The sequence below is a fragment of the Providencia sp. PROV201 genome, assembly GCF_028479545.1.
In the GTDB taxonomy this organism is placed as follows: Bacteria; Pseudomonadota; Gammaproteobacteria; order Enterobacterales; family Enterobacteriaceae; genus Providencia; species Providencia huaxiensis.
Map to the genome: position 1 here is coordinate 97045 of NZ_JAMPNW010000003.1, position 14834 is coordinate 111878.

Annotated in this window: 16 protein-coding genes; 2 read left to right on the plus strand and 14 right to left on the minus strand. The window is 40.5% G+C overall.

What is annotated here, in order from left to right; translation table 11 throughout:
* Positions 1–88: 88 nt before the first annotated feature.
* Complete coding sequence (locus PR809_RS03765; protein ID WP_102138089.1) at positions 89–592, plus strand: RidA family protein; 504 nt, start codon at positions 89–91, stop codon at positions 590–592.
* Between the two features lie 216 nt (positions 593–808).
* On the plus strand, positions 809–2275 hold the full coding sequence (locus PR809_RS03770) for a hypothetical protein (RefSeq protein WP_102138090.1): 1467 nt from the start codon (positions 809–811) through the stop codon (positions 2273–2275).
* A 239-nt stretch (positions 2276–2514) separates the two neighbouring features.
* On the opposite strand, the gene PR809_RS03775 is transcribed toward PR809_RS03770, so the two are convergent.
* The 14 genes from PR809_RS03775 to PR809_RS03840 all read right to left on the minus strand — a co-directional run bounded on the left by PR809_RS03775 (position 2515) and on the right by PR809_RS03840 (position 14533).
* On the minus strand, positions 2515–3273 hold the full coding sequence (locus PR809_RS03775) for an iron ABC transporter ATP-binding protein (protein ID WP_102138091.1): 759 nt from the start codon (positions 3271–3273) through the stop codon (positions 2515–2517).
* A gap of 1 nt (position 3274) precedes the next feature.
* Positions 3275–4258 (minus strand): iron chelate uptake ABC transporter family permease subunit, encoded by a 984-nt coding sequence (locus PR809_RS03780; protein WP_102138092.1) that lies wholly within the window; start codon positions 4256–4258, stop codon positions 3275–3277.
* A complete protein-coding gene (locus PR809_RS03785; RefSeq protein ID WP_102138093.1) occupies positions 4245–5207 on the minus strand; it encodes an ABC transporter permease in 963 nt (320 codons plus the stop codon). The genes PR809_RS03780 and PR809_RS03785 overlap by 14 nt, the downstream gene beginning before the upstream one ends.
* A gap of 3 nt (positions 5208–5210) precedes the next feature.
* On the minus strand, positions 5211–6179 hold the full coding sequence (locus PR809_RS03790) for a siderophore ABC transporter substrate-binding protein (RefSeq protein WP_102138094.1): 969 nt from the start codon (positions 6177–6179) through the stop codon (positions 5211–5213).
* Between the two features lie 378 nt (positions 6180–6557).
* On the minus strand, positions 6558–6830 hold the full coding sequence (locus PR809_RS03795) for a helix-turn-helix domain-containing protein (protein WP_102138095.1): 273 nt from the start codon (positions 6828–6830) through the stop codon (positions 6558–6560).
* Positions 6831–6844: 14 nt separating this feature from the next.
* Positions 6845–7687 carry an MrpH family fimbial adhesin gene (locus tag PR809_RS03800; protein WP_102138096.1) on the minus strand — a complete coding sequence of 281 codons (843 nt, stop codon included), beginning with the start codon at positions 7685–7687 and terminating at the stop codon, positions 6845–6847.
* A gap of 17 nt (positions 7688–7704) precedes the next feature.
* Positions 7705–8235 carry a fimbrial protein gene (locus tag PR809_RS03805; protein ID WP_102138097.1) on the minus strand — a complete coding sequence of 177 codons (531 nt, stop codon included), beginning with the start codon at positions 8233–8235 and terminating at the stop codon, positions 7705–7707.
* Positions 8235–8687, minus strand: coding sequence for a fimbrial protein (locus tag PR809_RS03810; protein ID WP_229597487.1), 453 nt, complete (start codon positions 8685–8687; stop codon positions 8235–8237). Before PR809_RS03810 ends, PR809_RS03805 begins: the two co-directional genes overlap by 1 nt.
* A gap of 43 nt (positions 8688–8730) precedes the next feature.
* A complete protein-coding gene (locus PR809_RS03815; protein WP_102138098.1) occupies positions 8731–9285 on the minus strand; it encodes a fimbrial protein in 555 nt (184 codons plus the stop codon).
* Positions 9278–9859: a fimbrial protein gene (locus PR809_RS03820; protein WP_102138099.1), complete on the minus strand. Its 582-nt coding sequence runs from the start codon at positions 9857–9859 to the stop codon at positions 9278–9280. Before PR809_RS03820 ends, PR809_RS03815 begins: the two co-directional genes overlap by 8 nt.
* A 13-nt stretch (positions 9860–9872) precedes the next feature.
* Positions 9873–10625 carry a fimbria/pilus periplasmic chaperone gene (locus PR809_RS03825; protein ID WP_102138100.1) on the minus strand — a complete coding sequence of 251 codons (753 nt, stop codon included), beginning with the start codon at positions 10623–10625 and terminating at the stop codon, positions 9873–9875.
* 35 nt (positions 10626–10660) lie between these two features.
* Positions 10661–13351 carry an outer membrane usher protein gene (locus PR809_RS03830; protein ID WP_166264166.1) on the minus strand — a complete coding sequence of 897 codons (2691 nt, stop codon included), beginning with the start codon at positions 13349–13351 and terminating at the stop codon, positions 10661–10663.
* A 20-nt stretch (positions 13352–13371) separates the two neighbouring features.
* The gene (locus tag PR809_RS03835; protein WP_102138102.1) at positions 13372–13923 is read right to left on the minus strand and encodes a fimbrial protein; all 552 of its coding nucleotides are present in this window, start codon (positions 13921–13923) and stop codon (positions 13372–13374) included.
* A 79-nt stretch (positions 13924–14002) separates the two neighbouring features.
* Positions 14003–14533 (minus strand): fimbrial protein, encoded by a 531-nt coding sequence (locus PR809_RS03840; protein WP_148241605.1) that lies wholly within the window; start codon positions 14531–14533, stop codon positions 14003–14005.
* Positions 14534–14834 lie beyond the last annotated feature (301 nt).

Below are 14834 nucleotides of genomic sequence, written 5' to 3' on the forward strand. Positions count from 1 at the left end.
ATTAGTGAATAGTTTAAAGTTAAATGAAAGTTTAATTTTTGATAAAATTAATAGATCCTATTTACTTTGATAATGTTAAGGAGTTTACATGCGCTATAAAACTTTATTGCTTTCTCTGCCTTTGATTTTAGGTGTAGCAAGTGCGAATGCAGCTGATGATGTTAAACGCGTTCCAGTGAAAGGATTCCCTATCTCTGAATCAGTAGAAATCGGTGCGGGCAACAGCCTTATTTTCCTGAGCGGAAAAGTACCTTCTAAAATCTCTGCAGACGCTAAAGAAGGCGTTTTAGAGTCTTATGGTAATACCGAAGCACAAACTATCAACGTGTTAAAACAAATCCAAGCTAACCTTGAAGGTATGGGTTTGACCATGAACGACGTTGTTAAAATGCAAGTATTCTTAGTTGGTGGTGAAGAAACTCAAGGTACTATGGACTTTGCTGGCTTTATGGCTGGTTACAACAAGTTCTATGAGTCTGAGAAAGTAACTAATCTGCCAGCTCGTTCTACCTTCCAAGTCGCTAAACTGGCTAATCCAGCTTGGAGAGTAGAAATCGAAGTGACAGCGGTACGCCCAGCTGCAAAAAAATAAGTTATTCGATAACGAATAACTAAACGATAATGGGGCATAGCAATGTGCCTCGTTATATTAATTACCTTTCTTCTATTGCCATATCTTTCAACATCCTCTCACAGATTGTTACTCTCGTTTCCTGTATGCTATTGCTTAAAGTTCTTCAATAAATAAACGTGCTATGCTGCGATTATCAATCGTAAACGTTAGTAATGGCATAAGACAAGGTAATGTATGATTAAAGAGTCTCTCAAGATCCATGGAAAAAAGCAGTTTGAAATCAAACAAAAAGTGTTGTTTCCACGTAAGTCTAAAGAGATCCGTTACCAAGTAGATACTTTTTTCTTTTTACCTTCATCATTACAGATTAACCCTGACCTCTATGCAGCATCAAACCTCCAGCGCAGCCTAAAGAACTATATTCGGCTACGCCCACCTACAGTAAAATTATCATCACTTACTGATGAAAACGGGGCATTGAATGAGCTAAAGCAGTGGCTACAGCAATATAACCCACAAAACTTACCTTCATTGGACGAATATGAAAATAGGCTAAAACGTTATGCTTTAACGTTCAAAAGAACGATCCGCTTGAACATTAAAATGGTAAGCCAAACTCCCCAACGGCAGACTCCCGAATATTTGACTGAGTTCATGGCAAATATCGCCAAATGTTTCTGTGCTTATCGGGAATTAGCCATTCCGTCAGCCAAAATTGAAGAAGCTATCCATTCCAATGCTTTTTCTTATTGTGACGAATTTATGACGTATTACACCATGAATTATTTGCGTGATTTATTAGCAGATAAACAAATACCGTTACGCGAAGAAATACGTCATTTTTGGTACCAAGAGATGCGTTATTTGAAAAAGCAGTATCCTGATTGTTTTCCCAGTGATGAAACGGATGCTGAATTAGTCACATACCGCCGCAATTTATTGAAAAAATATATTAATCGTTATCTCTATTTAGAAATTCGTCATAAACGGGGACTTCCTCTTCTACTACACTCTATCTATGGTATTGCAGCTGCAATTTCAATGATTTTCGCGACTGTTATCGCCTTTTTCTGGCAAGGAAAATATGGTGCTTTAAGTGCCAACTTATTTTTAGCGATGATCATCGGCTATATCTTCAAAGATAGGCTAAAAGAAGTTGGCCGGGAGCAATTGTATCGGCTATTCCAAAAATGGATCCCTGACCGCCAATTGCGTATTTATCGGGAAGGTATTAAAGCACCTGTTGGTATCTGTAAGGAGTCCTTTCGTTTTATCAATGAAGCGATGCTTTCACCCGATATCCGTGAAATGCGGCAAAAATCCCATTGGGTTAATTTGGTCAATGTTCAACGTATGGAAGACATACTGTATTACCGAAAGGATGTGCTACTGCATAATCGCCAATCCGTCTTCGAAAAGAACCAATCTTCTATCGCCGATATTACTCGGTTCAATATTTCTGATTTTTTGAAACACATTGATATTAGTTATGAAGAGTTAACCGTCAATGATGATGAGCCCGCGATTATGGGAGAAAAGGTTTACCATATTTACCTTTGCCGTCGCATCACGATAAATAAAAAAACCTACAATGAGCTGGCGCGTTTAGTGGTAAATGCCGATGGGATAAAACGCTTAGAAATGTTGCAATCACTGGACTTGCTGACAACCGATGAAGACATTGAAATTTCACCGCAGTGAAGATTACCCCTTTTTATAAAAAATATTCTAACATTTAATTTTCTAAATCATTCGAACTGTAGCAAGGCGGTAAGAGAAGCTAATCCCTAGGAGCATACAAAAGTATGTGACTAGGGTTAGCGAGCGTAGCCAACACCGCTACAGCTCGAAGGATGACGAAAATTGGGAGCATACAAAAGTATGTGACCCGGGGTAGCGAGCATAGCCAACACCGCTACAGCTCGAAGGATGACGAAAATTTAGTAGTAGAGAGCAATATACTGGTCATCCACCCTCTTAATATCAACCGGGGTATCAAAAATATCCTCAATAATTTCAGATTTCATGATCTCCTCAGGCTTACCGTGATAAGACAAACGGCCGTTTCTCAGTGCAACAATGTAGTCAGAATAAACTGACGCAAAGTTAATATCATGGATAACTAAAATAATCGTTTTTCCCAACTCGTCTGCGGCTTTACGCAGCAGTTTCATCATAATCACGGCATGCTTCATATCAAGATTATTCAATGGCTCATCGAGTAAAACATATTCTGTATCTTGGCATAAAACCATTGCCACATAGGCCCGTTGACGTTGACCACCCGATAATTCATCTAAATAACGGTGACGTAAATCTGATAAGTTTAGAAAAGAGAGTGACTCATCAATTTTCTTTTTATCATCAATGGTTAAACGACCTTTGGTATACGGGTAGCGCCCAAAACCGACCAACTCTTCAACCGTTAGTCGACTCGCAAATTGGTTCTCTTGGCGCAAAACAGATAAACATTTTGCGAGTTTATCACTCGGAGTTGTTGATACATCAAGTTCATTCACTTTGACATAGCCACCGTCATCGGGCTGTAACAAACGCCCGATAATCGACAACAGTGTTGATTTACCTGCACCATTAGGCCCGATGATTGAGGTAATACCGCTATTTTTAATTGTTGTTGTTACGTTATCTAAGACTTTAGTATCCTGATAACTTTTCGATATCTGACTAATTTCAATCATACTAAAACCTTCTTAACACCATATAAATAAAGAATATTCCACCGACAAACTCGATAACAACCGATAATGTCCCCGCCATATTTAGGCCATATTCAAGGATCAATTGACCACCAACCAGTGCAATGACACCAAGTAGAAAGGAAACGGGTAGCAAATAGCGGTGTTGGCTACTGCCAGCCACTAAGTAAGCTAAGTTCGCGACCATCAAGCCTAAGAATGTTAAAGGGCCAACCAGTGCCGTCGAAACAGCAACCAAGATTGAAATAAGCAACAAGATAACCGTGACTTGCTGGCGATAATTAATCCCTAAGTTCACCGCATTGGCTTGCCCTAACGCGATAACATCGAAACAATAGCGCATACGCCACAATAAAACGCCCACGACCGCAGTGATAAGCAGCGTGAATAGAATGAGCTCAGGTGTCCCTTTGGTAAAGGTGGCAAACATCCGGCTTTGTAAAATGGAAAACTCATTGGGATCCATTAAGCGCTGTAGCAATGTCGCTACACTGCGAAATAATGTGCCAAGAATAATACCCACCATCAATACTAGGTTGATATTCATTTTAACTGACACAAATAACCAGCGATAAAGCAGTACAGAGAACAGCACGAGTAGTGTGGACTCTAATAAAAACTTACCAATATTCAATAGCCAAGAGGATGGAAAGCTATCGGTATAGAAGACAAAAATGGTTTGTAATAATATAAATAATGCTTCCAATCCCATGATAGATGGAGTCAATATCTTATTATTAGCAATAGTTTGAAAGAGAACTGTTGAAACCCCTGAGGCAAAAGCCACCACGATCATGGTGAGAACAATATAGCCTCGGTGCGGCAAAATGTAGGCAAGATTACTGCCCAAATTGACCGTCATATAAAGAACAATGGATAACAATGACAATGCCAGTAGTATCCATATTCTTTGCAACGGCGTTACCCCTTTCCTAGGCAACGCTATTGATGAGTTAACTTTTTGCATAACGTTGTTGCTTCAACAATAAATATAAAAAAATCACCGCGCCAACAACACCTAAAATCACACTTGCAGGGATTTCAAATGGATAGCGAATTAAGCGCCCAATAATGTCACAGAGTAAAACTAAGCCACCACCAGCAAGACAAATCCATGGAATGGTTTTACGTATGTTATCGCCCATCACTAAGCTCACCAGATTTGGAATAATTAAGCCTAGGAAAGGTAATGCCCCGACCACCACGACCACCACACCACTGATTAAGGCGATAATCGATAAACCGATAGTCATCACTTTGCGATAATTTAGGCCAACATTAATTGAAAACTCACGTCCCATACCGGCAACCGTAAAGCTATCTGCAATCCAGCAAGCAATTAACGTTAATATTCCTACTAACCACAAGAGTTCATATCGACCTTGAATGATGCTAGAAAAGTCACCACTCATCCATGCACCAAGAGATTGCAATAAGTCGAAATAATAAGCAGTAAAGATGGTTAATGCGCTAATCACTGCACCTAACATAATCCCTACCAGAGGGACGATTAGTGCAGATTTTAAAATTACGCGGCGCAATAGCATCATAAACAGCATGGTGCCAAGGAGTGCAAAACCGCTGGCGACCACCATCTTGGTCATAATACTCGCTGCTGGGAAAAGTACCATGACAACCAATAAACCTAAGCTGGCTGACTGGGTTGTTCCTGCAAGAGAAGGCTCCACAAAACGGTTTTGCGTTAATAATTGCATGATTAGACCTGCAACGCTCATCGCGCTACCGGCTAAAATCAAGGATATGGTTCGGGGAATTCGGCTAATAAAAAAGATGTCTTGCATCTCTGGGTCGGTGAAAAGCGAAACGGGTGACACGTCACCCGCTCCAATAAACAAGCTTAATACCGCTAAAACCAATAACGCGATAATTCCACAAAAAAGATAAAGCGTTTTCATCGGTTATTTTGCTTGGCTCTTCTCTAGTGCTGTATTGATGTCGTCCATCAACTGAGAATAAGTTTGGATCCCACCTGCGATATACACGGCAGTTGGGTCAAGGTAAGTAATTTGGCCTTTTTCCCATGCTGCTGTTTTTCTCACTAATGCGTTATCAAGTACCTCTGCTGCTGGCTGAGCATCAGATTTACCAATCGCACTATCACGGTCGATAACAAATAACCAATCTGGGTTCAATTTCACCAGTAATTCTGCATTAACGATATTACCGTGACGCCCTGTGTTTTCAGTAAATACATAAGCCGGTTCGAAACCTAACACATCAAAAATAAAGCCAAAACGTGAGCCTGGGCCATACGCGGAGATTTTACCACCACTGACTAAGATCACCATCGCTTTACCTGCTGTCGGTGCTTTAGTTTTGATACCTTCAATTTTTGTGTTGAAGTCAGCAATCAGTTTTTTGGCTTGTTCTTCTTTACCAAACAATGCGCCAAGCTCATTAGTACGCTCAGTTAAGCTACCAATAAAGTTTTTGTTATCAATGTCTAATGAGATAGTTGGAGCAACACCACTGAGTTTGTCATAGGCATCACGAGCACGGCTACCACCTAAAATCAGGTCAGGTTTAGCATTACTTAATGTTTCATAAGCAGGTTCAAATAATGTTCCGCCATTGACGTATTCAGAGCCGCTATATTTCGTTAAGAATTCAGGGAAGCGAACGTTGGTTTGTGGAACACCAGCAACCGGGGCTCCGAGTGCATCCATGATGTCCAGTGTTTCCATGTTCATCACCATAACTTTTTGCGGATGACGAGGAATTTCAGTTTTGCCTTGGGCATGTTCTACTGTGATAGTTTGTTTTTCTGCAACTTGAGCTGTTTCTGATGTGTCTTTCGCGTTATCACAACCCGCTAATACTAATGCTGATAACAAAGCAATACCCGAAACTAATGATTTTACAAACATCTAATTTCCTCCGTCCATCGATAAAAGTACTGATGATTAAATTTGGTGCCCCATAATTTAGCGTATATTACACGCAAATAAGCGCAAATGATATTAGTTTGCATTTGCATTCGCTAAAAAGTTGTTACAACGCACAAAAACATCAATTTCATTCTATTGGTGGATAATTAAGAGAATTGCAAAAGTAAAACGATAGGGAAGATATTAAAGAATTAAGATGAGGAAATGGTGACTTGAAGATGGATATATTGATAGATGGATATATTGATAGATAGATTGAATTTACAGTTAAACCTTGATGCCCTACTCATTTGTGCAAAAGACAATACAACACCGTAATCTCAACCTACCTATCACCACTAATCATTTAAAAACTCATTATTGTATATCATCCAAGTTCCCATGTTTATTAAGCTGGGAGCTAATATCTTCAAGGAACCAATCGATTGGGGTTCCCATTAAAAATGCAAGTTTGAACAGATGAAACAGGTCAATTTTAATTTTGCCTCTTTCGTAACGCGAGATCTGTTGTTGGCTAACACCTAGCAACTGAGCTAACTGAAAGCCTGTATATCCCAACTCTCTACGCTTTTCTAAGATCCTCTGACCTACCATATAATGGATTTTTTCACTACCATTTTCTGAATACATATTTTCACCATTTATTAAGGCACAGTTAAAATAAGGGCTGCAGCACCTTCAAACTGACCAGCTTGAACTCGGCCATTAGTGCCTAGCACGGCTTTGAGGGTGACCGAGTTTGTTCCACCTGCAGGCACATGGATTTTGTAACCATTTTCCCCAGGTGTATCGTTCCCACCTAAATACAAATTCGCATATAAGCTATTATCCGCCCGTAGATTTACACGACCATTTGTCACGTTAACACCAGTTGCAACCACCAAAACATCCATCGATAAGTTACATGTCACACTAATGTTCACTTGTTTTGATTGGCCAGCGAGATCGGCTTCACTAATTGGGCCAAAGTTGATATCCGGGACGGTATTGTTGATCTTACAAGCTCCAATTGGTGGAGGCGCAATACCACATAATGAGCCGGGAATTAACCCACCGTTACTTGTAACCCCTGTGCGATCTTGGTAAAACAGCCCCACACATTCCTGATTATTCTGTAGCCTAACCCCGGTATGAACAGCCCACTGTGTTGCTGGAGCTGTCGCCTTTGCCAAAACGCCGGGTATATTCTGAACATCAAGCATGTATCGATATCTAGAAATTTCGGCCAACTCGACGGTTGCCGCCCCCGGTGTTCCATTAGCGGTATGCTTATGGCTTATGGTGAGATAGCATTTCGACCATCCGAAACAAGGATTAGGCGTAGTTGGCAATTCAGGGTCCCAGCGGGCAATAACGTACTTATAGTCTGCATCGCCATTATTTGGGTTATTACCGGGTCTTGATTCAGTGATATAGGAAAAAACATAAGCTGATGCAGTAGATGAAAACATGACTGCACCAATTAATAGCGATAAAAATACTTTCATATTAGTTCACAGCCTTATTATTCATAATCTAATTTAAATGTTGCTACAGCACTGTAAGGCCCTACTTTTATTGTCTTATCTGCAATAGCATCCGGTTCACCTTTTAAATAGGCATAGAACCGCAATTGGTTAGCGCCATCTTGTAGCGTTAGCTTCGAGCCTTTCTGTTCAAGAGCCAGTGGTGTTTTATCTGAATTTTGCAGCCCCACCGCAAAACCAGATGCGACACTACTTGTTGATAATGCTAAAAAACCAGGAAGCGCTAGATTCGGAGTTCCAGAGAAAGTGACTTCTACAAATTTACCAATCGTTGTGTCACAATCAGACAGCTTAATCACAAACTCTTTAGGTGGAGTTTCACCATAGGCATAAAAGTTTTTTTCTGGTGTATCAAAAAAATCCATCGGGATGTTTTCATCACCAGGTAAAATAGTGCAGGGTTCCTCCACTAAATTACCGATAATCCTTAAATTATCAGGTACAGCAAAAGCCGTACTAACGTCGATAAGTAAGGCTCCAGCTACTGCACATTGAATTAGTTTGTTCATTATTGGTACTCCGCTAGCAATGTCCCTGTTGCGGTAAAGCCTCCTTCAGGCAACGTAACTCCCAATCTCTTAACTGGAACAACTTCTAAAACAGGCGGTTGCCCATACGTAATCTTTAACGGTTTATTGATTTCAAAGCCTAAACCATTTTGGGTAATACGCATGCCAAGATCTCGGAAATTGGTTTCCAGAGCCGACGTATCAAAGTCGGTTGCAGTTCCTTTGATTGTCAGCATCAAGTCCCAACCTTTTAAATTGTCTTCACACTTCAATGCGTAATTAATAGGTTTCGTGAATCTGACCCCATCTATTTTATGTAAACCAATATCTTTATATTCAATGACGTTGACTTTATCTTCAAAAACAGTGCAAGGCGGTGGAATTAATAAAGTTCCCGTAAATTCCACATCGTTCGCCATCGCAGCGCTAGCAGGTATTACTAGCAGACCCATTATCAGCGGAAATCTTTTCATTATTCTTTGCATTATTTTTCCCTCACTGATAATCAAGTTTGATAGTGACGCCCGCATGAAAAACCCCACCTTTTGTCAATGTTGTGGATAAGTCACGAACAGGTATAGCTTCAAATTGAGGGGCATTTGGGTACACGAACTTGATTTCTTGATTTAATCGAAGCTTGCTTCCGTTATAACGAAAAGCAATCCCTAAACCCGGAAGATCTGTCTCAATTGCACCAGTATCAAAAGATGCAGGAATACCAATCAACGTCATTTTCATTTGCGACGTTGGCCTTTTTTCACAGTCAATATTGTAATTTATGGGTTTCGAATAGGCGTTCCCGTCAATTCGCGTACTCATGATTTCATCAAAATTGACTTTGATGATATTTCCACCATTAATTTTGCAAGGGGGTGGTGCTAAAACAACCCCTTTAATCGGTACGGTTATCATACCGGGTGTGACTGTCGCCCGTGTACTTCCCGACGGGCTAATACGTGAATCGGGTAACCCTGCATAGGAGGCCGATGTAAAAAGTAGTCCAACGAGACATGATGCCAGCAGGTACCGCTGCTTATTTAAATCACTCATAATCCACCTTAAAGTCCATTACGGCGCTGAAACTTCCTTCCGTCAATTTTTCGGGAGTTCTCACTGGTGTGACAAAATATTGAAGAGTCCCCTGCGGTGCATCAAGGAATTGTGGACGACCTCGGCTTCCTAGCCTGATATCTTCTCGTTGTGCGTCAGTCACTTCTAATGCCAAGCCAGAGACACCTTTTACACTTAACATTTCTGGAAAGTGTTTATCCGATACGGCAACAAAGGAAACCGTTATGACGGGCTGCATTGCATCCCAAATCGCTCTGCCCGTTCTCGTGTCTTTCATTCGGCTTTCTGTACGAATGCAATGTCTAAATTCTAATTCAAATGACACTGGTTCAGCTCTATCACCAGGTTTACGGAGTGAATAAGAAGGGATCTCCCCTAGAGACACTTCTTGGCGCTTTGAATTGGTCACATCCATCGTACAAGGTGCCTCGGTCATCATGCCATTTACTGTCAATGTTCCGTGTAATCCATCAATATCCCAGCTACTTATTCCAAAGGTAAACACTGGAACTAAGCTGAATAAGATAGTGCTGAACTGGAGAGTCCTTTTCATACATTGTTCTCCGTTATCTGTCCGTCGAAGATTCAACTTTGCAAGTTGTACCTGCGCAACCAAACGTCAATTTAGGCCTTCCACCATAATCATTGATATAAGTTAGAACTGGCTTTGCCCCCATAGCACTTGCGCTACCCTTAAGCATTCCGTTACCTTTTGGTGAGATCATCACAGGCTCAAACTGCTTCACCGTATCTCCTCCCACTTTTGAACTTGCATCCACAATCGTGACAAAGTAAGCAGTTGGATTCGTGACTTCGTAGGCATCACCTTTACGCGTTAACGTAATTTTTTCTTGCCATGGGTTTTCTAAATCCGTACGAGTGGCATATAACGCTTTTGGTCGATAAAACAACTTAATACGTGTTTGTAATGCAATTTGTAATACGTTAGCTTCTTTACTACGTGGTGGAATCTCACGTAAGTTAAAGTAATAAACACTTTCTCTGTCCTGAGGTAATGTCGCGATATCAGGAAGAGATTGAATTTTAACTTGGCTACCTTCACCAGGTTCTACACGTTGAACTGGTGGTAAAACCGTGAGTGGGCTTTCAATTTTGTTACCATTAGCGTCTTCAATCCAGCCCTGCGCAAGATAAGGTAACTCTGTGTTTTCATTCTTAATATTTAAGCTAATGGTCTTTTCAGCCCCATTATAAATGACGCGTGTTCTATCAAGTGCAATAGCGGCCAAAGCCTGTCCACATAGCACTGCAGATAACGTAATTGTCGTAGTAAAAAATGCAATTTTCTTAATATTCATATGTACCAACTATTTATAAAATCAAGCAACTTGGGTTACTCGGTATAATCTGCGCTGTAAGCAATATCCGGTGGCTTCAATAACCAACGCTGACTCGGTTCTACGCCCTGTTTAACGGGTGCAGGTTTGTAGACAGGGGCTGGTTGCCCAACAGGAACAGCTTTTGCAGGCATATATCCAGGTTCAATACCTGGGCTGCTTGTACACGGTAATAACAGTGAGTTAAATTCCGCCGTTTTAATATTTCCTGGGATCTGAATTTTGCATTGCGCACTTCCATCCCAATGCACATCTAAAACTTCATTTGGATTGACACCAGAGATATATACGGAGCCATTATCAGTCACGATACCGAGCTCTCTATTTTTCTCATTTCTCACGGTAGCCCCGAATGGCGGATAACTTCCATCGGCCAATGCCAATCTCACCATCGTTTTAACACCCGCTAACACCTCAAATTCGCGGTAAGCAACAGCCCCTTCAGTCAACGTAATAGGCTGCGATGTCCGAATAGCTTCCACATCGTCAGGCAGCTGAGTCACATCAATATGCGCACTGGTACGGTAGTAATCACTGATGTCAGAGACTACTGCTTTACCAAAAATGTTGGTTTCTGTGGTTGGCCCAAAACCTTGAATAGGGACATTTTTCACACCTTCAGTACCTACCATCACCCGGCTTCCACCTGGCGTGTTAATGCGGTGTAATGCGGCACCATGCCCTGTGACTGTTGCACCACCCTGTAGAGAAAATGCAGCTGAAGAGGTATCGCCATTGATATAACTGGTACTTGCCGTAACGGTTGCTAAATCAGCGTAACGCGTATAGAAACCATCAATGGTTCCACGTCCACGACTACTAACCCCAGTACCAACACGATAATTTGTTTTATCATCAACGGAATCGAAATAGCTGACGGTATGTGAATTACCATCCCTCGTCACCATGTTGTTATAGCTAATTGACGCTCTATCAGCCCAAGGCAAAGAGAGGTTCATATATAGCCCATCATCATTATTTCTATTATCAAATTTGTTACGGAATGCCGTTAAACTTAAATTGATGTTTTTAAAACGACCAATATCAAAATATTTAGCAATAGAAACGTTATAGCGTTTTGCCGCAGGCTTATTCCAATAAGTTTCGTGGTTATAGTTCAGATACGCAGTCAGATCCGCACTAGTGAAATACTTATTAAATGTGATCGTATACAGCTCTTTACTATTATCGAATTCCACCCCTCTGTAACGACGGTCGAGATATTGGTTCATACTCATAAAGTCGCGTTCAGAGAATCGATATCCTGCGAAGGTGACTTGGCTGTCATATTCTTCAAAACGTTTTGAATAACTTAAGCGATAAGACGCCCCTGTATAAATTTTGTTTTCTGTTTTCAGTTTTGCTCGTGACTCAGTGATATCGAATGAAATTGCACCGAAGGCGAGTAAATCTCGACCAACACCGAGTGATAATGCGTTATAGTCACCTGCCGCGACACCACCACCGAATAATGACCAACCGTTAGAGACCCCCCAGCTAAATTCCCCTGTAACGAATCCTTGCCCTTCTGTTTCATGTTCCATATTATTCGGTCGGCCACCGGCAATCTTAAACAGCACTGAGCCTGGACGAGTTAAATACGGAATGGAGGCGGTATTCATTTGGAATTCTTGTATGGAGCCATCCTGCTCTTCGATACGTACATCTAATTTACCGCTAACGGCATCACTTAAATCTTGAATACGAAAAGGCCCCGGAGCAACTTGCGTTTCATAAATGACACGCCCTTGCTGAGTCACAATCACTTTTGCATTGGTTCTCGCAACACCAGTGACTTCAGGTGCATAGCCACGTAAGTTAGGTGGTAACATTCTCTCATCAGAGATAAGACTTACCCCCATATAACGGAATGAGTCAAATAACCCTGAGCGAAGAAATTGCTCCCCCATCGTTAGCTTTGCATTTAGCTCTTTGACGGCTCGATAAGCATAATATTGACTCCAATCCCATTTACGATCTGTGGATTGACCATTCGTTCGATTATAACTTGCTTGCCAGTCAGCTCTAAAACGCCATGCGCCTAAGTTAAAACCTGTCGTACCGTTACCAGTAACTGACTGGGTATTGGCTGAATCTGCAGGCCTTGTTAAGTTAGCATTCAAGTTATAGTCAAAGATCAGAGCGGGAACACCTTCATCCCAACGAGATGGTGGATCCCAGTTATCAGAGGTAAATTCGATATAAGCCTGAGGTACAGTAATGGTGATCGTTTCTTTGGCTAAAGAACCACTTACTGTCATTCCTGGGATCGTTTCTGGAATTAAACATTGGCCATTTTTAGCAAATTCAACCTTTTGTTTCCATTCATCACGCAAAGCGATATGGTCAACAACATCTGGCGTTAAACAAGGCTCAGTCATACCCGGATCATTAGGATCCGCGATATATTCAATATCAAAAATGTCAGCTAAATCGCGACTATTTAAATTAATTTTAAATGGGTACTTCCCAGGCATAACATAACCTGCGCGAGAGAACTCATTTAAGGAAATATTTTTTTTATCCTGAAGATCTAAAACATCCGTATTAAACTCAATACTATCATTATTTGCATTAGCTAAATTTATATGAGCAATGGCTATAAACACCATGGTAGCAACAGGCGTTAAAAAATAACTTACTGAGTTATTAAATACTTTATTTTTACTTTTTAATCGCAGAGCCATAATAGTCCCTTAGTAATAACTCAGTAATAATCCATTTTAAAACGGATAGTTGTCTGATAATTTCCTGGTTTTAAGCGTTTATTATTAGGTACTACCCGCACCTTATAGTGCAGAGTTGTCTCCCCCGCGCTAATAGGTAAATCAGGCATTGCCTTACCAGGTATTGCAACATTTCCAGCCATATCAGAAATTTTTACTGACAATCCATTTGCATGCCCAAAAACATCGAAGTTACGGCCATCAGTTGGGCCATCAAATGTAATATTGAAAGTTTGCCAATTAGGGGTTCCAGGAGTTACCGGTGTTAGAACACAATTGATAAGGCGTATAGAGAAATCACTTGTTGGACTTTCTCTGTCGTGAATTATCTGGCTAACCGGTACAGTCGTTATGCTAACTGATTGATCTCGGCTATCTGCATCTATTGCACAAGGGCTCTCAATGATTGAACCGCCCATAGTAACAGTTCCTTTGAACTGACTTTGTGCCCGAGAATTTTGATTTTGCGCACTGACTATCGGGGCAAATATCATTCCTGAAAGCACCATGACAATGATGCCAAAGTGATTCATAGCGACTCCATCTCAACTTAATAACCAATTTCAATGCATTAAAATTAGTGCCCATACATCCTTGTACGGGCTATACCAATTACTGGTAGCTCAGAGCAAATGTTGCAATTGCATCAAATTCACCTGGTACAGCTGGTTTGTTTGTTGCATCATCATCGCCTTGCAAATAAGCTTGGAAACGCAATGTGTTCGCACCAGTTAATAAAGTTTGAGATGGTGATTTAGCACCTAAAGCAATTTTGGTGCCGTTGAAATCAGTGATCACGATACCCGCGTTTTTCGCAGTACCAGCAATAGCTAAACCATCAGTTACCGAAGTACTTGGAATACCAGTAAATGTAGTTTGAACTGTTTTCAGAGTTGTGATGTCGCACTGCTCTAATTGAATATTGAAGTCACGAGCAATACTTTTACCGCCACCGTTTAATGCAGATGTTGCGATAGCACCCATTGGTACTTCAAATGCTTGAGATCCTGGTGGAATTGAGCAAGGAGCATCAATAATTGAACCTTTAAAAGTGACTTGGCCGCCACCTTGGTTTGCAGAAGCAGAACCAGCAACTACTGCTAAACCTAAACCTAATACTAAAGCAAGTTTATTTAATTTCATTTTATACATTTCCATTAGATAAAAAGACAACACAAATTAAAATAATGAGTTATTATTAATCTGATTATTTCAACTTTTTCTTAAAATATATTCGATTAGCAAATATTAAAGATTGACACCAATAACTATTTCTATTTATCAAACTCTATTAGTTAATAAATGAAATAATTAAACAATGCATCAATGCGTTGCCATTATTATACCACATTTTAGTTATGTCAAATTTAAGGGTTAATTAAACACCTTAACTATAAGTTAGTGATATATATATATAATTCATAACATACCCCATCTTAAATAC